Annotated in this window: 17 protein-coding genes, 2 tRNA genes and 1 pseudogene; 9 read left to right on the top strand and 11 right to left on the bottom strand. The window is 51.4% G+C overall.

Features of this window, described 5'->3' with window-relative positions; genetic code table 11:
* Positions 1–15 precede the first annotated feature (15 nt).
* From L5220_RS09755 to argZ, 9 genes are all read right to left on the bottom strand, one after another.
* Positions 16–1,179, bottom strand: a complete 1,164-nt coding sequence (locus tag L5220_RS09755) for a pyridoxal phosphate-dependent aminotransferase (protein WP_499573300.1) — start codon at positions 1,177–1,179, stop codon at positions 16–18.
* A 77-nt stretch (positions 1,180–1,256) separates the two neighbouring features.
* Positions 1,257–2,360: an ACR3 family arsenite efflux transporter gene (gene arsB, locus L5220_RS09750; RefSeq protein WP_499573298.1), complete on the bottom strand. Its 1,104-nt coding sequence runs from the start codon at positions 2,358–2,360 to the stop codon at positions 1,257–1,259.
* Positions 2,361–2,545: 185 nt separating this feature from the next.
* The gene (locus tag L5220_RS09745) at positions 2,546–3,127 is read right to left on the bottom strand and encodes a CPBP family intramembrane glutamic endopeptidase (RefSeq protein WP_448533638.1); all 582 of its coding nucleotides are present in this window, start codon (positions 3,125–3,127) and stop codon (positions 2,546–2,548) included.
* A gap of 8 nt (positions 3,128–3,135) precedes the next feature.
* Entirely contained in the window at positions 3,136–3,462 is a 327-nt protein-coding gene (locus tag L5220_RS09740; protein WP_499573296.1) for a 2Fe-2S iron-sulfur cluster-binding protein, read from the bottom strand.
* Positions 3,463–3,659: 197 nt separating this feature from the next.
* Positions 3,660–4,319: a response regulator transcription factor gene (locus L5220_RS09735; protein ID WP_099798489.1), complete on the bottom strand. Its 660-nt coding sequence runs from the start codon at positions 4,317–4,319 to the stop codon at positions 3,660–3,662.
* A gap of 5 nt (positions 4,320–4,324) precedes the next feature.
* Entirely contained in the window at positions 4,325–5,533 is a 1,209-nt protein-coding gene (locus L5220_RS09730) for a M20 metallopeptidase family protein (protein ID WP_499573294.1), read from the bottom strand.
* 35 nt (positions 5,534–5,568) lie between these two features.
* Positions 5,569–6,366, bottom strand: coding sequence for a BsaWI family type II restriction enzyme (locus tag L5220_RS09725; RefSeq protein WP_499573293.1), 798 nt, complete (start codon positions 6,364–6,366; stop codon positions 5,569–5,571).
* Between the two features lie 10 nt (positions 6,367–6,376).
* Positions 6,377–7,354 (bottom strand): DNA (cytosine-5-)-methyltransferase, encoded by a 978-nt coding sequence (gene dcm, locus L5220_RS09720; protein ID WP_499573291.1) that lies wholly within the window; start codon positions 7,352–7,354, stop codon positions 6,377–6,379.
* 167 nt (positions 7,355–7,521) lie between these two features.
* On the bottom strand, positions 7,522–9,621 hold the full coding sequence (gene argZ, locus L5220_RS09715; RefSeq protein WP_499573313.1) for a bifunctional arginine dihydrolase/ornithine cyclodeaminase: 2,100 nt from the start codon (positions 9,619–9,621) through the stop codon (positions 7,522–7,524).
* Between the two features lie 291 nt (positions 9,622–9,912).
* Between argZ and tig the strand changes: the two genes are divergently transcribed.
* The 4 genes and pseudogenes from tig to L5220_RS09695 all read left to right on the top strand — a co-directional run bounded on the left by tig (position 9,913) and on the right by L5220_RS09695 (position 13,616).
* Positions 9,913–11,358: a trigger factor gene (gene tig, locus L5220_RS09710; protein ID WP_499573289.1), complete on the top strand. Its 1,446-nt coding sequence runs from the start codon at positions 9,913–9,915 to the stop codon at positions 11,356–11,358.
* Positions 11,359–11,498: 140 nt separating this feature from the next.
* Positions 11,499–12,113, top strand: a pseudogene (gene clpP / locus L5220_RS09705) (ATP-dependent Clp endopeptidase proteolytic subunit ClpP); the annotation flags it as partial.
* A gap of 41 nt (positions 12,114–12,154) precedes the next feature.
* Positions 12,155–13,477: an ATP-dependent protease ATP-binding subunit ClpX gene (clpX, locus tag L5220_RS09700; RefSeq protein ID WP_448527738.1), complete on the top strand. Its 1,323-nt coding sequence runs from the start codon at positions 12,155–12,157 to the stop codon at positions 13,475–13,477.
* Between the two features lie 52 nt (positions 13,478–13,529).
* Positions 13,530–13,616: transfer RNA gene (locus L5220_RS09695), tRNA-Ser, on the top strand.
* Positions 13,617–13,923: 307 nt separating this feature from the next.
* On the opposite strand, the gene L5220_RS09690 is transcribed toward L5220_RS09695, so the two are convergent.
* A tRNA-Arg gene (locus tag L5220_RS09690) sits at positions 13,924–13,997 on the bottom strand.
* Between the two features lie 66 nt (positions 13,998–14,063).
* Between L5220_RS09690 and nblR the strand changes: the two genes are divergently transcribed.
* Genes nblR through L5220_RS09665 form a run of 5 tightly spaced genes read left to right on the top strand, consistent with a single transcriptional unit; the run spans position 14,064 to position 17,256 of the window.
* Positions 14,064–14,753, top strand: a complete 690-nt coding sequence (gene nblR, locus L5220_RS09685; protein WP_099798482.1) for a response regulator transcription factor NblR — start codon at positions 14,064–14,066, stop codon at positions 14,751–14,753.
* A complete protein-coding gene (locus tag L5220_RS09680; RefSeq protein ID WP_499573286.1) occupies positions 14,734–15,261 on the top strand; it encodes a DUF192 domain-containing protein in 528 nt (175 codons plus the stop codon). The genes nblR and L5220_RS09680 overlap by 20 nt, the downstream gene beginning before the upstream one ends.
* Before the next feature lie 32 nt (positions 15,262–15,293).
* Positions 15,294–15,497 carry a DUF751 family protein gene (locus L5220_RS09675; protein ID WP_099798480.1) on the top strand — a complete coding sequence of 68 codons (204 nt, stop codon included), beginning with the start codon at positions 15,294–15,296 and terminating at the stop codon, positions 15,495–15,497.
* Positions 15,494–16,120 carry a DUF3038 domain-containing protein gene (locus L5220_RS09670; RefSeq protein WP_499573284.1) on the top strand — a complete coding sequence of 209 codons (627 nt, stop codon included), beginning with the start codon at positions 15,494–15,496 and terminating at the stop codon, positions 16,118–16,120. The genes L5220_RS09675 and L5220_RS09670 overlap by 4 nt, the downstream gene beginning before the upstream one ends.
* The gene (locus L5220_RS09665; protein ID WP_499573282.1) at positions 16,120–17,256 is read left to right on the top strand and encodes a DUF4335 domain-containing protein; all 1,137 of its coding nucleotides are present in this window, start codon (positions 16,120–16,122) and stop codon (positions 17,254–17,256) included. Before L5220_RS09670 ends, L5220_RS09665 begins: the two co-directional genes overlap by 1 nt.
* 17 nt (positions 17,257–17,273) lie before the next feature.
* Here the strand turns inward: L5220_RS09665 and L5220_RS09660 are convergent.
* A partial coding sequence (locus tag L5220_RS09660) for an RNA-guided endonuclease InsQ/TnpB family protein (protein ID WP_499573280.1) occupies positions 17,274–18,027 on the bottom strand: 754 nt, incomplete at its 5' end.

Here is an 18,027-nt window from a genome sequence, read left to right as displayed (position 1 = left end):
TCCTGTTGACCACGTTCACAGTTGGGCGACAAACGCTGCTAGCCGCTCCAACCCCTTTTCTATCGTTTCAATATCCGTCGCATAGGACAGGCGAATATGATCATCCATGCCAAAGGCTTTACCTGGAATAGTGGCTACTTTGGCCTCTTCGAGGAGGCGATCGCAAAACTCCACGGAACTCAGCCCGGTTTTGGCAATGTCCACAAATAGATAAAATGCCCCTTGGGGTTGGACGCAACGCAGTTGGGGAATGCCTGTAATTCCGGCATACATCCGCTGGCGACGCTGGCGAAAGGCTGCTATCATCTGGGCGACGCAATCTTGGCTGCCTTGGAGAGCGGCGATCGCCCCGTACTGCGCAAACGTGCAGACATTCGAGGTGCTATGCCCCTGAATTTTTGTCGTGGCTTTAATCAGCTCAGCGGAACCAGCAAGGTACCCCACTCGCCACCCTGTCATGGCGTAGGCCTTCGCAAAACCACTGCTGACAATGGTGTAGCTAAAGGCAGCGTCGCTAACAGCACCAATACTTAAGTGTTCTGCCTCATCGTAGAGAATTTTTTCATAAATTTCATCCGACACCACCCACAACCGATGGCGCACAACGACCTCTGCCAATGCCCGAATTTCCGCTGGGGTATAGACCATACCCGTGGGGTTGCTGGGGGAGTTGAGGACAAACAGGCGGGTTTTGGGGGTGATCGCCGCCTCCAGTTGAGCGGGGGTAATGCGGTAGCCTGTTTCAGCAGTGGTGTGGACAATGACAGGCGTGCCACTCGCCAAATGCACCATTTCTGGATAGCTGACCCAATAGGGTGCTGGAATAATGACCTCATCCCCAGGGTTGATCAGCGCCAGCATTAAGTTAAAAAGGGACTGCTTGCCGCCATTGGTCACAAGAATGTTTTCAGCGGTGTAGGGGAGGTGGTTCTCAGTTCTGAGTTTGTCGGCAATGGCTTGACGTAAGGCGGGTTCGCCTGCTGCTGGCCCATAACGGGTTTTGCCTTGATCCAGAGCCATCTTAGCAGCGTCGCGGATGTGGGCAGGGGTGTCAAAGTCCGGTTCTCCGGCACTAAAGCTACAAACATCTTCCCCTGCGGCTCGCATGGCCTTTGCTTTGGCATCAATCATTAAAGTTACCGACGGCGTGACCCGCATCACCCGCGTTGCCAACTCCATCCTTACGTCTCCCTTCGGCACGGATTTTTCTACCTTATTGTAGTTGCTACCCCAAACGGCGAGGGGCTGGGGTGGCTTTACCTCACAATTCGACAGCGTGGATCCACTAAACTGGCTTTGTGTGGTTCTCGTGGGAACCAAAATGCTGTGCGCTGACAAATGCCCACTAGCATCAGCATGACGGGCACTTCAATTAAGACCCCCACAACGGTGGCCAGTGCTGCACCAGAGTTCAGCCCAAACAATGTAACAGCGGTCGCGATCGCCACTTCAAAATGATTACTTGCCCCAATCATCGCAGCCGGAGCCGCATCTTCGTAGCAGAGCTTGAGTTTTAGCGCCGCCACATAACCTATCCAGAAAATAAGGTTGGTTTGAATAAACAGCGGTACGGCAATTAAGAAGATATGGAATGGATTATTAACAATCAATTCCCCCTTAAAAGTAAACAGCAACACCAAGGTAATCAGCAGCGCTGAAATAGCCACCGGATCGAGATATTTCAAAAACTGTTTTTCAAACCACTCGGAACCTTTGTGTTTCAAAATCCAGTGACGACTATAAACCCCACACAGCAGCGGTAACCCCACATAAATTAAAACTGACAGCATAATCGTGACCCAAGGTACCGATAAGTGACTGGCAGACAACAGCAACCGACCCAGCGGTGCATACAAAAACAGCATTGTGAGGGAATTAATGGCCACCATCACCAGTGTTAGTCCTTGGTTTCCAAAGGCGAGGTACCCCCACATCAGCACCATCGCGGTACAGGGGGCAATCCCCAGCAGCACCGCTCCGGCAATATAGGACTGCGTGAGGGAAATCTCCTGTCCGTGAATCAGTTCTGTGCCTGCCAGCCAAGGACTGAAGAGCCACCCTAAAAAGAATTGGGCGATCGCCAACATAGTAAAAGGCTTGATCAACCAGTTCACCACTAAGGTCAGCACCACCGGTTTAGGGGTGCGAAAGGCGCGATCGATTTGGGTAAAATCAATCTTGACCATGATCGGGTACATCATGAAAAACAAACAGATGGCGATGGGAATGGATACTTGGTAAATGCTCATGGTATCCAGAGCCACAGCAACATTTGGAAATAGTCGCCCTAATGCAATGCCTACCAAAATACACAAACATACCCAAAGGGTGAGGTAGCGCTGAAATAGACCTAGCTTCATCAAAAAACCTCCGAGCCCCCCACCTTGCGTTAGCAGGTAGGATTTTTTGAATACTCTATTGCTACTGAATTGATGTTGATAGTTGAGACACAGATCCCACTCTAGCGTAGGCTCAGCGGTGGGTCATTGACCTAATTCCTTGGGGTTGAGCCACGATACGAAAATTTGAAGCACTTAGGAGCCACTTATTGGCGAGGGTTTGGCAGCCTCTGTTGAATCTTCCAGAGGATGGCTGCCAGCCAATTCGTGCAGGTGTGTGCCACAATCGGCAAGAGTAAGTTGTGGGTGGCCACAGCACTATAGGCAAAAAGCCCACCCACAATAGTTGCCCACAGGGCATAGGGCCAGTGTTGTCGGGTTCCGGCGTGAAGAATCCCAAAACAAATAGAGGTGCCAATAATGCCCGCCCAGTTGAGACCTAAACTGGGGAGCAGTACCCCCCGAAACAGGAGTTCTTCGCTCAGGCCGGGCAACAGGCCAATCCATAGCAGATCTGGCCACGCTAAGGGAGTGAGGACAAAGGTGAGATAGGTATCGGAGGCTTGGCGATAGGACGGCCACACGGCGTAGAGAAGTCCACTTAGCCCTGTAATGCCACAGCACAACCCCAAGCCAATGCTAAACGCCCATCCGTTCCATTCAAGGGGCAGTAGCCCGCCAGCAAAGGGGGTGTATAGCCAAATGCGAGCCAAGATCAGCCAGAGGATGGCAGTGAGCGCCATGGCCACGAGAATTTGGGTACGGCTGAGGGCAGGCAAATCATCCATGAAAGCCCCTACGATTTCTGGAACTGACCAAACTGGAGGTTATAGACCTCTTCTTCTTTTTCCGAAATAAGTTTGAGATCAGAGCAGGGGCGCGCTACACACAACAGCACATAGCCCTTGTCCCGTAGGTCTGGACTTAAGCCCATGGCATCACCATGATCAACGGTGCCCTCCTGGATTTGAGCAGCACAGGTGGTGCACACCCCAGCATTGCAAGAACTGGGTAAATCAATGCCAGCGGCGGTGGCCGATCGCAAAATAGTCTTATCGGCTGCTGCTGCAAAGTGGTAGGTTTGGCCGTGGTGGGATAGTTCAATGTGGAAGGTTTGGGTCATTGCCAATCGTTAGAGCTTAAGTGTGACATCTCCCTTATTATCTCCATGAACTACCCTACCGCATAGACAGATGGGTAATTCGGCGCAACTAACTCATAGCTCTATTCAGCAATGCCGGCTCTAGGCGCGGCAGTCGTGGATAGTTCCACACAGATTCTTGGCCGGGTCGCGGGGGAATGCGTTCCATGGCGGCACCCTTACGCCTTACTCTGAGGGTGACGCTCCACTAAACCCTGCTCAATCGCTAGGCGCACTAACTCCGCCCGATTGTGCACTGAGGCTTTTTGGAAGAGACTACTGACATGCTTTTCAATGGTACGGGCACTCAAGTGCAGGCGATCGCCAATTTGGGCATTGGACAGCCCCGCTGCCAACAACTCGATTACCTGCTTTTCGCGCTGGGTCATTGCTAAATGCAGCGACTGGGATGACGCTGCCGAGGGTTGCTGCTGACGCTGGCGCCATTCCACCTGCATTTGCACCAACTGAGAACGATCCAGCAAATTGCGTGCGACCGCCGCCAACTCATTCAGATCAAAGGGTTTAGCCAGATACACATCACCACCAGTACGGTAGGCACGAATCCGCTCCTCCACTTCTGTGCGGGCAGTCAGATAAATAACGGGCAACAGCCGCAGGGACGGGTGCTGCCGCACCTGTCGCACCAGTTCATAACCATTCATGTTGGGCATGGCAATATCGGTGATCAGCAAATGTGGTTGATAGCGATGAATCATTTCTAAGGCTTGGGTACCATCCCCCGCCGTCAAACAGCAGTATCCTAGCGACTCCAAAAATTGGCTAACCGATAGCCGAATACTGGCATCATCATCGGCAATTAAGAGCGTCAGGGACATAGCGGCTAGCTCTCAACTAAACCACAAAACTTTTCGATACAGCGAAGAAACAATTCCACACCAATACTTAGTACGGTTTCATCGAAGTCAAAGCGCGGATGATGGTGAGGAAAATCTAACCCCAGTGTGCCATTGGCAGAGCCTAAAAAGAAATAGCAGCCCGGTACCGCCTGTAAAAAGAAGGACATATCCTCGGCAGCCATGGTTTGGCAGTGGGGGGTAACGCCGGTGGGCACCTCCATCACTGACTCCGCCACAGAACGTACTAAGTCCGCCATTTTCGGATCATTGACCGTTGGTGGGTACATCCGCTGATAGTCAAATCGATAGCTAGCCCCATGGCTTTGGCAGATACCAGCAATTACCTCTTCAATGCGCTGCGGTAGCCACTCCCCCAACTCCGGCTTGAAGTAGCGCACCGTGCCGCGAAAGGTGGCTGTGTCCGCAATCACATTCTTGGCGGTGCCGGCATGAACTGCACCGACAGAAATGACAGCGGTTTCCAGAGGATCAACATTGCGCGAGACAATGGTGTGCAAGGCGGTAATCACCTGGGCAACGACCAGCACTGTATCCACCGTAAATTGCGGCAGGGCAGCGTGTCCGCCCTTACCGTGGATGGTGCACTCGAAAAACTCTGCTGCTGCCATCAGCGGGCCACTGCGCACCCCCACCGTACCCACGGGTAAAAAATTCCATAGGTGGAGGCCAATAATGGCATCCACCTTGGGGGTATCGAGTACCCCAGCCTCAATCATGGGCTTTGCACCGCCGGGGCCTTCCTCCGCAGGCTGAAAAATAATTTTAACCGTACCAGCAAAATCGCGGTGGCTAGCAAGGTATTTTGCAGTACCGAGGGCGATCGCTGTATGCCCATCATGGCCGCAGGCGTGCATTTTGCCCTCATGGAGTGAGCGATAGGGCGTTTCATTTTCTTCCTGCACCGGCAGGGCATCCATATCGGCACGAATCGCCAGTACAGGCCCTGGACGCAGCCCCGGAATTACCGCCACAATCCCCGTTTGCGCAATACCACAACGGTGTTGAATTCCCCATTCCTGCAACTTGCTGTGGATAAAATCTGCCGTCAACTGCTCTTGAAACCCCAGTTCTGGACGTTGGTGGAGATACCGTCGCCATGTCACTAATTCTGGTTGTAGTGCCGCCACATCCGGTCGAAGGTGGCAGGTTAGCTGGGGAAGGTGGAAGGCCATGGCGAAAATATTTAGAATCTGCTAAGCGTTACTTCCTAGGATAAACGATGGTCTTTACTGCTGCTAGGAAGAGGGCTGGCTGTTGACAGCTTCCCGCTAGGAGGCTTGTGACACACGTCCGACTGCGCGAATGCATGATCTATTTGCCTAGCAATAAAAACTCGATCAAAAAATTTTAATATGCCACGCTGTTGAGGATTATTGATTTCATTATAGAAATTAGTTGTAGCAAAACAGATAATGGGTACTTTTGAAGACGAATATGAAATACCGTATCTTTCGCGTAGCTCTGGACTGTATAACGCAATATCGATTAGAAGTTTCCATTTGTAAGTTTGAGCAGCTCTTTCTCTTAAAGAAGTTTTAAGCGATATGAGAATGTAGTCTTGATAGTTATCTTCTGAATAAATCACAATATCCATATCTGGCTTTTGGAACTCATCTTGAATTTTTATCCTAGTTAATTTATCAAAGTCAGGAATTACAGACCCTTGAGATGTTATATAAATTTTATTGGGTATATTTTCATGCACCTTGTTAATCAAAAAGATATAGATTATTGATTTAGAGAACGCATTTCCAACAATACTTCTTCTGGCTTGATCTTTATTTTTGATTATGTTTTTATCAAGTCGGTTATCTAGCAATTTTTCGACATCAGATCTTGAATCTTTTAGAATCTCATAAAGATAATCAAAAACATTTAGCCAATTTAATTTTATATTTGAGTTACTTTTTATCTGACTATTTATTCTTTTTATAATGGGCTTCATGTAATAAGTAGATGAAATTTCAGTTAATACTTTACGTTCTCGACTATTAAGATTAATCATGGAATCACGTTCAAAAAAGATTAAGCTGCTCAGTTGTTTTTAGTGGATTTCTATGATTCAGGGCTTCTAGAATTTTATGGGCAATAGCTCTCACTAAAGGAATAACAACGGAATTACCAAATTGCTGATAGGCTCTTGTATCACTGACAACTATTTTGAATGAATCTGGAAAACCCATTAACCGTGCACACTCCCTTGGTGTTAGCCTTCGAGGATTTTGATTAATTTGAGGAATCAAAATCTCTGATCCATCTTTGTAATACCTTGCACTTAATGTTCGAGTAAAACCATCTAAATTCACAATTCCATATCCAAAACCATTACCTTTTGCTCGATGTTTTTCAGCATATTTTTGTAGGTACTGCCAAAGATGATCTGTTAGCGTGTACTTTGGTGCAACTTCAAATTCTAAAATGTCTTTTACTCTCAGATAAGGAATTGGTAGATCTGGAAATGCAAACTCAATGGGTTCTTTAAAGCCAGCAATAAAAATTCTTTCACGATGCTGTGGGACAAAATGAACAGCATCAATTACTTGATAGTAAATGTAATATCCTAATTCATTCAAAATTCTTTGAATAATCTTGAATGTTCTACCTTGATCATGGCTCTGTAAGTTTTTAACATTTTCTAATAAAAAAGCCTTCGGTTTTTTGTCTGCGAGAATTCTCACTATCTCAAAAAATAAATTACCTTGAGTAGGGTGATCAAAACCATGCTTTACACCCAAAGCATTATGCTTACTGACTCCAGCAATACTAAATGGCTGGCAAGGGAACCCTGCAAGTAAAATATCATGCTCTGGAATTTCATCAGTGGTAATTTGGGTAATATCTCCAGCAGGCATTTCAGAAAAATTGGCTGCATAAGTTATTTGGGCAAACTTATTCCACTCTGAACTGAAAACACATCTTGCTCCTGCTTGAGTAAATGCCAAACGCATCCCACCAATGCCAGCAAAAAGATCAATAAATGTTAGGCTTGTCATAGGACTAGTATGAATGCGCTATACTAGCATCTTAATTTCTAGATTAGAATCACTGAGCGGGTAATTCTTTCCTAATTATCACCTTAATTTTGAGGATCTCTTGCTGGCGGGGTGAGCATATCTAGTGACAATAATGCGCAGGCGATCGCCTTGTTGCGGCTAGAGGATCACGCAACCGTATAGGGTCGGTTCAGGCGATCCAACTGCTGCACCATCAGGCTTAGGAATAACCCCACATCCGTGACCACACCGATGGACTCCACAGAGCCACGATCTGCCAATTTTGTCACTACCGCTGGGTTAATGTCCACACACACTAACTTCACACCCGCAGGGGTCATGTTCCCCACCCCAATGGAGTGGAGCATAGACGAGAGCATCAGGATCATGTTGGCACCCTGCACCAAGCGGCTATACTCCCGCTGGGCTTGTATTAAGTCCATGAGGGTATCGGGCAATGGCCCATCATCACGAATGGAACCGGCTAAGACAAAGGGGATATTGCGCTGAACGCATTCGTACATCACGCCGCTGGTGAGAATCCCTTGGCGCACGGCCTCGGCAATACTGCCACACCGGCGAATCGTGTTAATGACCTTCAAATGGTGCCGATGCCCACCCCGGACGGGCACGCCCCGCTGCATATCAACGCCTAGGGAGGTGCCCATCATTGCTTGCTCCATATCATGAACGGCAATAGCGTTCCCCCCCAGTAGCCCTTGGACGTAGCCTTCACGGATAAGCTTCGCAAGGTGTTCACCGCCGCCGGTGTGAATCACCACTGGCCCTGCTACAACGACGACTTTACCTCCCTGATCGCGAATGCGCCGCAGTTCCCAAGCAATTTGTTCAACGACGAGTTCCACCCGCCGCTCGCTAGAAACCCCCGACCCCATAAAGGTAAATTCTTGGCTGTTGCGCTGTGAGTCGGCCTTACGCACGGTGCGAATCCCTTCGACCCCAACTACGACGCAATCGCCCACCTCTAAATCTCGCAGGAGGCGGCATTCGGCCACGGTGCCCTCTGGAGTGGAGCGCACCACAATCGCCCCATCCATCCGCTGGTTTTGTACCCGCACCCACTGGCAGTTCACCCGCACTTCTGTTGGATAAATTGTGGTGACGTAGAAATCATCCGGTGCCACCCCAGCGAGGGTCACCGTCTCGAGCGTGGCATCGCAGACCTCGCTCGGTGGCAAAATGGCTCCCAAATCAATGAGTTGAGCCATAATCTCGTCCATGACGGCGGCATCCGGTGCCATCACCCGCACATCGGCTTGGGAGGGACTCTGCCGCTGCTCCCCAAGGTTAAATTGCAGTACTTGGAAGCTGCCGCCACTTTCGACAATGGTATCGAGGACGCGATTCACTAAGCCGGAGTCTAGTAAATGCCCCTCTAAGTGAATGACACGGCTGGGGAGGGTTGCAGGCGCACGAAGTTCTGCCCGCACTGGCTCGGTGACCCGTAGGGTTAAGCATTTGGAGGCACCGCCCGCCTTGAGAAACTCGGTTAAGGGGGTTTCCACCACCTCAAAGCCTGCGGCGGCTAGGGCATTTTTCAGGTCTTGACTGGCACGGTTGAGAATTACCGTATGCTCAATATTGACAGCATTACAGGCAAAATTAACGGCATCCGCCTCTTGGACAACAATCCGTTTTGCCGCTGGCACCCGCAGTTCAATCAGGCGGTTCGAGTAGGCATCGAAGGCCGGGGGGTAGTACAGAAGGTAACCATCGGTGAGGGGACAAAAACAGGTATCGAGGTGATAAAAACGCTCATCCATTAAGCGCAGCGATAGGACTTCAATATCCAACCATTTGGCTAAGTAAGCGTGGGAGTCTAGTTCGGAGCGGAAGCCGTAGCCGGCCCATAACCAGCGACCTTCGCGATCTAAAAGTGCATCCCCTGCTCCTTCAAAGGGGACTTGTTTGGGCAGTTCAAAGACCTGATAGCCCTCAGAGGTAAACCATGCCTTGAAGTAGGGTTCTTCTCCTTGGCGCTCAGGGTGGTAAAAGCGACTGAGCACGACGCGATCGCCAAGTACTAGCCCGGCATTGGCTGTAAAGACCATATCTGGCCAGCCGCGTTGGGGTTCGATCAGGCTAACAGTTGCCCGTGCCTGAAGAATGTCGTAGAGTTGCTGCCACTGCACCTGTGCCCGCTCTTGAGAAGACTTGTGAATGTTTCCTTCCATCCATGGGTTAATGACATAGTCCACCTCGTAATAGGTGGGAGGGCACATGAGGAATCGCAGTGTAGAACTCATAAAAATAATGGCGATGTAAAACGGCAGAGGCGGGCATAGCAATGCGCTATGCACAACCTTTTATCGTATAATGAAAAACTATCTGAAGTGCCGCCAGCGTTATCAAACCTTGATATTTTAGGGGCAGCTATGGGCAACAATGATTGCTACGTTGCCTCGCACCAGAGGAACTAGCACGACAGCGGCCAGCGCGTACGATACGATAATCATTTGTGCGATCGCCACTGGATGTTACTGCTGCACACTAAAACTGCTGCACACTAAATTTGAAATTTGCGAAGGGGAATTGCCTTGACTAACGCGACTGAATTGATTTCGATTACTACAGAAGCTCGTCCCAACAGCCAGCTTGCTGCCACCATTGAGGTCACCGCCGATCGCTCCCAACAGGTCTATAACCAAGTTCTCAACGACCTTGTGCGCAACACCCAACTGCCGGGATTTCGCAAAGGTAAAGCCCCTAAACAACTCCTGTTAAAACAGATTGGTGCGCAGCGGTTGCGTTACGCTGCTATGGAAAAGCTCATTGAAGACACCGTTAAAGAAGCCGTTAAGCAACAGAATATTCCCTACCTCGGCAACCTCAAGCTGGAGGGGGATGTCGCTGAGGTACTGGAGCAGTTTGACCCCCAACAGCCCTTCCGGTTTAGTGTCACCTTTGACGTGACCCCTGAGGTGAGCGTCAGCAGTTACCAAGGGTTGACCATTGAGTATTCGCCCGTCACCTACGACCCAGCCACGGTGGACGAGGTTTTGCAGCGACACCAGCGCGAGCACGCCACCCTTATCCCCGTTGAGGATCGGCCTGCACAGTGGGGGGATGATGTCACCATCAAACTAGAGACCAAGGATGCCAAAACAGGGGAGATCATCGACACCCTTTCCGCCGCTGAGTTGCCCCTCACCCTCGATGAACAACAGCCCTTTGTACTCCGAGAAATCCCCGCTGCTGTTGTGGGGATGGCGATCGCCGAGACGAAAACGGTTACCGTTACCCTACCCCAGGAGACTGAGGGGGCAGCAGAGGAGCCAACTACAGCCATCGCCGAGATTGAGTTACTGGAAATCAAAGCCCCAGAGTTGCCCCCCCTCGATGATGCCTTTGCAACAGAGCACAGCGAATTTAGCACCATGGCGGAACTGCGCTCACACTTAGAGACTACCTATCAGGAGCGCGCCCAAAAGGAGGATAAAACTGCGAAGGAGAACGCCCTCATCGATGCGCTGATCGCTGCCAATGAGGTGCCAGTGCCTGCCACCTTGGTCGATAGGGAAGCAGAACATGAGGTCAAAGAATCCCTTTACCGCTTGCAATCTCAAGGCTTGGATCTGTCTAAAGTCCTCACCCGCGACCTCTACGACAAAATGCTGGCGGAGGCGAAGCCAGCGGCGGCACGAAACGTCAAGGCAAATCTTTTGCTGCGGGCGATCGCCAAAGCGGAGGGGATTGTACCAACGGAGGAAGCGATTGCCGAGCGGGTTAAGGAGTATATGGCTGCCCTTGGCAACACCAGCCCTAAACAGCGGGAGGCTTTGCGGGATATTGCCAGCACCGAACTCACCAAGTCCCAAACCCTTGCATGGCTGCTCGAACACAATCAGTTTCAACCCCTAGCGGCGCCAACACCACCCGAGCCAGACGCAGAACATGCCACGGCTGAAGCGGCTGAGCCTGCTCCGGCCAAGGCCAAAAAACGGTCGGGGAAAAAGGCCACACCCCCTCTAGGGATCGAATAGTTCGCCATAATAAAAATAGTTTCATGCCCATGCTATCGGGCAGATGGCTAGAATACTGTAGTAACCGGTCATTAAACGCCACTATGCTGCATTCTCACTACAATCGCCGCTCGCCAGAGCTAAACTTGCCTGCTACCCATGCCAATATCGTGCCCATGGTGGTTGAGCAGTCAGGCCGAGGGGAGCGAGCGTTTGATATTTACTCCCGCCTGTTGCGAGAGCGGATTATTTTTCTGGGCGGGGGATCCGGCGATCGCCGTGGTATTGATGATGCCGTTGCCGATGCGATCGTGGCGCAACTGCTCTTCCTCGATGCTGAAGACCCAGAAAAGGATATTTATCTTTATATCAACTCGCCCGGAGGCTCTGTGACGGCAGGGATGGCGATTTACGATACCATGAAGCACGTTCGCCCGGATGTGTGCACACTGTGCTTTGGGTTGGCGGCCAGCATGGGGGCATTTCTACTGTCGGGAGGCACCCCGGGCAAGCGGATGGCTCTACCCCACGCCCGCATTATGATTCACCAGCCCCTTGGCGGTGCCCAAGGGCAAGCTGTTGATATTGAGATTCAAGCCCGCGAAATTCTCTACCATAAGCGCAAGCTCAATGAACTTTTAGCGCTCCACACCGGCCAACCCATCGAGCGCATTGAGGCAGATACTGAGCGCGACTTCTTTATGTCTGCCGAGGAAGCCAAAGCCTACGGCCTTATCGATCAAGTCGTGACACGGCAAACTCTGCCTAGCCATTAAATCCCTCCCACTTTGCTAGCCTGCAACCCTAGAGGTTCCCTATGGCCAAATATGATACCCACCTCAAGTGCTCCTTTTGTGGCAAGTCACAGGAACAGGTGCGTAAACTCATCGCTGGCCCTGGGGTCTATATCTGCGATGAGTGCGTTGAATTGTGCAATGAAATTTTGGATGAGGAATTAACCACAGTTCCCAACCCCACCCCCCCGCGGCGCGAACCCACCACGCCGCGATCGCCCCGCAGTCAGCCGCGTCCTCGCCCTTTAGGACAAGTGCCTAAACCTCGCGAAATTAAGGAATACCTTGATAACTATGTGGTGGGTCAGCACGAAGCCAAAAAAATCCTCTCGGTTGCAGTCTATAACCATTACAAGCGCCTGAGCTTGCTTGATACTGAGCAGCAGGGGGATGATAGCGTTGAGCTGCAAAAATCCAATATCCTCTTGATTGGGCCAACTGGCAGCGGTAAAACCCTGTTGGCGCAAACCCTTGCCAAAATGTTGGATGTGCCCTTTGCCGTTGCCGATGCCACGACCCTCACTGAAGCGGGCTATGTGGGGGAAGATGTGGAAAACATTCTGCTACGGCTGTTGCAAACCGCTAACCTCGATGTGGAAGAAGCGCAGCGCGGCATTATTTACATTGACGAAATTGATAAAATCGCCCGCAAAAGCGAAAATCCTTCGATTACCCGAGATGTTTCTGGGGAAGGGGTGCAGCAAGCCCTGCTGAAAATGCTGGAAGGAACCATTGCCAACGTGCCACCCCAAGGTGGGCGCAAGCACCCCTACCAAGACTGTATTCAAATCGATACTACGAACATTCTCTTTATTTGTGGGGGAGCCTTCGTGGGTCTTGAGAAGACCATTGAGCTACGGATTGGCAAGAAGACCATGGGCTTTGTCCGCGATGGTGAACCCCTACCCAAGGAAAAACGCGCCGCCGACTTGCTGCAACACCTTGAGCCGCAGGATTTGGTGAAGTATGGCATGATTCCAGAGTTTATTGGTCGCATTCCGGTACTTGGGGTGCTAGAGCCGTTGAATGTTGAAGCCCTCGCAGAAATTCTCACGCAACCTCAAAATGCTCTCCTCAAGCAGTATCAGAAGTTAATGCGCATGGATAGCGTTGAGTTGCGCTTTGAACCGGCTGCGGTTGAGGCGATCGCCCAAGAAGCTTACCGCCGCAAAACGGGTGCGCGTGCCCTCCGTGCCATTGTCGAAGAAATCATGCTAGATGTGATGTACGAGTTACCCTCCCGCAAGGATCTGCGAGAATGCACCATTACCCCAGAAATGGTTGAAAAACGCTCTACCGCAGAGTTGCTGCTTCATCCGTCGTCGCTGCCTACGCTCTCGGCCTAGCGTATCTTTGCGAGGGGCGATCGCCTTTGCTATGATGAAAAACCGTGCTACTGGAGAGGTGGCAGAGTGGTTGAATGCGCTTGACTCGAAATCAAGTTTAGGGTCACACCTAACGGGGGTTCGAATCCCCCCCTCTCCGTAATCGCTCAACGCCTTACGGCATCTGAGATACAACAAATAGGGGAACACACCTATTTGTCAGGACTGACACAAGGGATATTGGCATGGATGCTTCCGTTGCTCCATCAAGTCGTTCGACAGCATCCCATGCTTAATCTGATCTGAAGACACTGCTGCGTAAGTTCTGTTGATTTCTGTGACAGTTCACTTCAGAATGCGCGAACGCTGCCCTATTGCTATACTTCGGGGCGATCGCCGAGTAGCGTGTGACGATACCGTCTCACCAAGCTTGTGGTGCTAGCCAGTCCAGTACCCATAGGCTACAACACGCCCGGTTGGACTCGAACCAACGACCAATCGCTTAGAAGGCGATTGCTCTATTCCACTGAGCTACGGGCGCACCTCACAAATCATTTTCTCACAGCGCATAAGCTAGAAGAAGAACTGCACACCAAGGATACTATCGATGGAGTCTTTTGCACCGCCATCTCGCCTACTGCTTGTTTGCACGGACAATAATTTATCGCAACGGCTAGGCCAAGACTTACAGGCTGCGGGCTATGACCCAGTCATTGCTACCTCAGAGAAGGACTGTCATCTAGCCTGTGAAGAGTGGCAGCCTGCGCTGATTGTGATGGATCGCTATATCGGGCGTCTGAGCAACCTAGAACTGTGCCAACGGCTACGGGAAGCAGGTATGAGCCTTCCGATTGTGGTGCTGATGGAAAGCGATCGCCTCGAGGATCGCATCGCAGTCCTAGAGTCAGGCGCAGACGATTACTTGTTACTGCCCTACACCCCCAAGCCATTTCTGCAGATGATCCAGCTCTACCTTAAGCCTCCCGTTGCGCACGGGGAAGTTCTACGGTTTGATAATTTGTCCCTTGACTTGCTCACCCGCCGTGCAGAGCGCAATGGCCGCACTATTGACCTGACGATGAAGGAGTATGAACTCCTAAAATTTTTAATGGAGCACCCCCGGGACGTTCTCAGCCGTGAACAGATTCTTGAAAATGTTTGGGGCTACGACTTTTTAGGGGAGTCTAACGTCATTGAAGTCTATGTGCGCTATTTGCGCTTAAAAATTGAACCGGAGGGGGAGAAACGGTTGATTCACACTGTACGGGGAGTGGGCTATGTTTTACGGGAAGGGTAACATCCGTTTTTTGGGGGTGCTACTCATCAGCATCAGTCTATTGCTCGGCTGCCAAGCCCTCAGTCAAGGCGATCGCCCCCCAGGGATCAGTAGGGGGGTACCGCAATACCTACCAATTACCGCCAAGGTCAACATTCATGACACTTGGATTGAGTTGGAGGTAGCGCGTACCCCAGCACAGCAGCAACTGGGGTTGATGTTTCGATCGCAATTAGCTGCCAATCGCGGCATGCTCTTTCCGGTGTCACCGCCCCAAGTGGCCAGTTTTTGGATGAAGAACTGTTTAATTGCCTTAGACTTAATCTTTATTCGATCCGGCCAAGTGGTGGCCATTGTTGCCGATGCTCCCCCCTGCCAAACCCAAGAGTGTCCGACCTACGAGTCTGGGGTACCCGTTGATTATGTCTTGGAGCTGGCGGCAGGACGGGCGGATGAACTGGGACTCAGGGTGGGCGATTCCCTCACCATTCAATACTTAGATGCACCACAATCGATGCTGCCAAAGTAGTATCATGGTGGCAATTTCCAAGGAAACCAATCATGGATGGCTTTTGGGAAAACGTTCTACGGTATCAACGCTACTTTGTCACAGTGTTGCTCGGGGTGGTCTGGAATGTCGTTGAACCACTGGTGCCTCTCTTTAAGCGCCCCGCCAGCGCGATCGCCTTGGTGGGGCTAATGGTCGGCCTGTTGGCGTTTGTGGCCTTAACGCTACGAGCCATGCTGGGCCTCCCGGTTGTTTGACCCATTCCTACCCTATGCTGGCCACCTCACTGCCGATCAAAGCGCAGATTGACCTGATTCTCCTCAGCCTTGAGGCACTGGCTCATATTGGCTCAGGTGAGGTTTTGGCCTTGGCGGGAGCCATGGGGTTTGAAGCGTACCTACCGGATCGGGTTGGGCTATGGCGACTACGCCAATCCAGCCCCTTGCGGCGGGGTCGTAGTGGTCGTCGCAAGCTGGATATTGATGAAGCCCGTGCTCTTGCTCTTGTCTGCAGCCGCTTAGCTCAGCGCCATCAGCAAACCATTCGCACAGCGGTCGAGCATTGGCAACAGCAGGTGGAACAGCAGCACCCTCCATACCATGATCCCCTGCTAGGGGATTATCTGGATCGTTTTACCAGTTTGTATGCAGAACGAATGGCTAGTCCCAGCCTCAATGGCGAAGAGCTGGCGCAGTTAGGCTTAGACTTACTGATTGATCTGCTGTTTTACAGTACGCCCCAAGGATCGCGCCGCCTTTGGATGGCGCTACTAGAGCGAACTGCCCCACCAGAAGAGCCACCTCTAGAGCTACTGGAGCCAGAACCCACCCCACAACCCACCGCCGATCTACCCACCCTGTTTCCCCACTCAGATGCCTGATGAGTACGACGCTAAGCTATCACCAGCCCACTTGCGAGCTTGAGGTCGCCGCTGAATTTTTGCCCCTGAGCCAAACCTTGCCCCGTGCCCCCGTGCGATCGCTGCACTTTACCCTCCACCTCGGTCAACAACTCACTGTGACAGGCAACGATCGCCAGCTCTATCGCTTAAAAACCGCCGTCAATACCTACATTGATGCGCTGCTGAGTCGCCGAGTCACACCAGTTACCGTTAGGGAAGATAACATTTCCCTGCGATCGCGATCTCTCTTGGAGCACGAACTCCATTGGCCAGAGCACGAGGTTGTGGCTCTCAAACTGACCGAGCTGTACGACTTAGCCACCGTCTTAGATGACTGGTCAGCCGCCATGCAACCCTTACCAGAGCTGGTGGCCACCTCCCAAGCCAAACTGGCACAAATTCCCATTTGGCTTAAGAGCACTGCCATTGCCGTAGGGGTTTTAGCCGTCTTCACCCTCAGCCAACAGTGGTTGCTGCGCTCACCGATGCCCCTCAGTCAAGCGCCTATTCCCACAGATCAGGCCAGCTTGCCATCGTTAACAACACCGCTGCCCTTGCCGGAACCAACCCTGAATCCTGAACTTGCTCCCCTGCCAACCACACCAGAGGCTCCCCCGGCCACCCCCCCCAGTACCACCGAGCTAGTTCCCCTACCGCCGCCACCGGAGATGCCCCCACCGGCGGTGATCCCTCCCCCACCTATCGCTGCTGTTGAACCGGCTCCCGCGCCGGATCAAAATCCGGATCAAAATAATGTGGTGGTCGAGTCTCCCCAAAGTCGCGTCTCTGCAGGCATTAGCGCCGCACCAATTGCGCCGCCCGCCAGTAGTTCCGTGTCAGCCACAACCCTGCGGGAAGTAAAAACGTATTTTCAAGATCGCTGGCAGCCCCCCACTAGTTTAGACACATCTCTAGAGTATCGGCTGGTTCTGAATCCTGACGGCACCCTTGCCCAAGCATTACCCCTGAACGGCGCTGCGGTACGTTTTATTGATCGCACCCCCATTCCCCTACGGGAAAGCCCTTTGGCTAGTCCCTTTGGCAGCAATCAGCCCATCTTGCTACGGTTAGTGCTGATGCCGTCCGGCACTGTACAGGTTTTTGGCGAGAGGTGAACTACCGCTCATCATCGCTACGCGATAGATAAGCGGCTTCCTTGTTCAACGGGGACAGCATCTAGCAAAACCGACGTTTTACCAGATGTCTTACGTCCCCTCCCAAAGGCGGTAGAGCTAGTTCCTAACTCCAATATCCGCAAGGCTTCATTTCTTATGTTGATTGCAGCATTTATATCCCTATCATGCTCTGTATTACAAACATCACAAGTCCAATTGCGAACATCAAGCGGTAGGTTACCCACTTGATTGAGGCAAACATGACAGGTTTTTGAGGAAGGAACGAAACGATTGACTTCGATATATATCTTCCCTGCTCTTTCAGCTTTGTACTTGAGCATGGTACAAAACATCCCCCAGCCAGCATCACTAATCGCTTTGGCTAGCTTGGGATTTCGCACCATCCCTTTCACATGCAGATTTTCTACAGCAATCACTTGGTTTTCGTTGACTATCTTGCGGGATAGCTTGTGCAGAAAATCTTCACGACAGCGAGCTATTTTATGGTGAACGCGAGCGACTCGCTTTCGCGCTTTATCTCGATTGTTGCTTCCCTGCTTTTTGCGAGAAAGCTTCTTCTGCTTGCGCTTTAGGTTACGAGCATGTTTGGCTAAATGCCGAGGGTTGTCGAACTTCGAGCCATCGCTAGTAATTGCGAAGTGGGTCAACCCCAGGTCAATTCCTATCGCTTTCCCCTCAGCACTGGGAATAGGTTGCTCTTGACCATCATCAACTAGAAGGGACACATAATACTTCCCGTCTAGATCGGAA

It is taken from the genome of Synechococcus sp. PCC 6716, from assembly GCF_022570815.1.
Lineage (GTDB): Bacteria > Cyanobacteriota > Cyanobacteriia > Thermosynechococcales > Thermosynechococcaceae > Thermosynechococcus > Thermosynechococcus lividus.
Note: the sequence above shows the minus strand (reverse complement) of the source record. Positions and strands in the feature narration are given on the sequence as shown.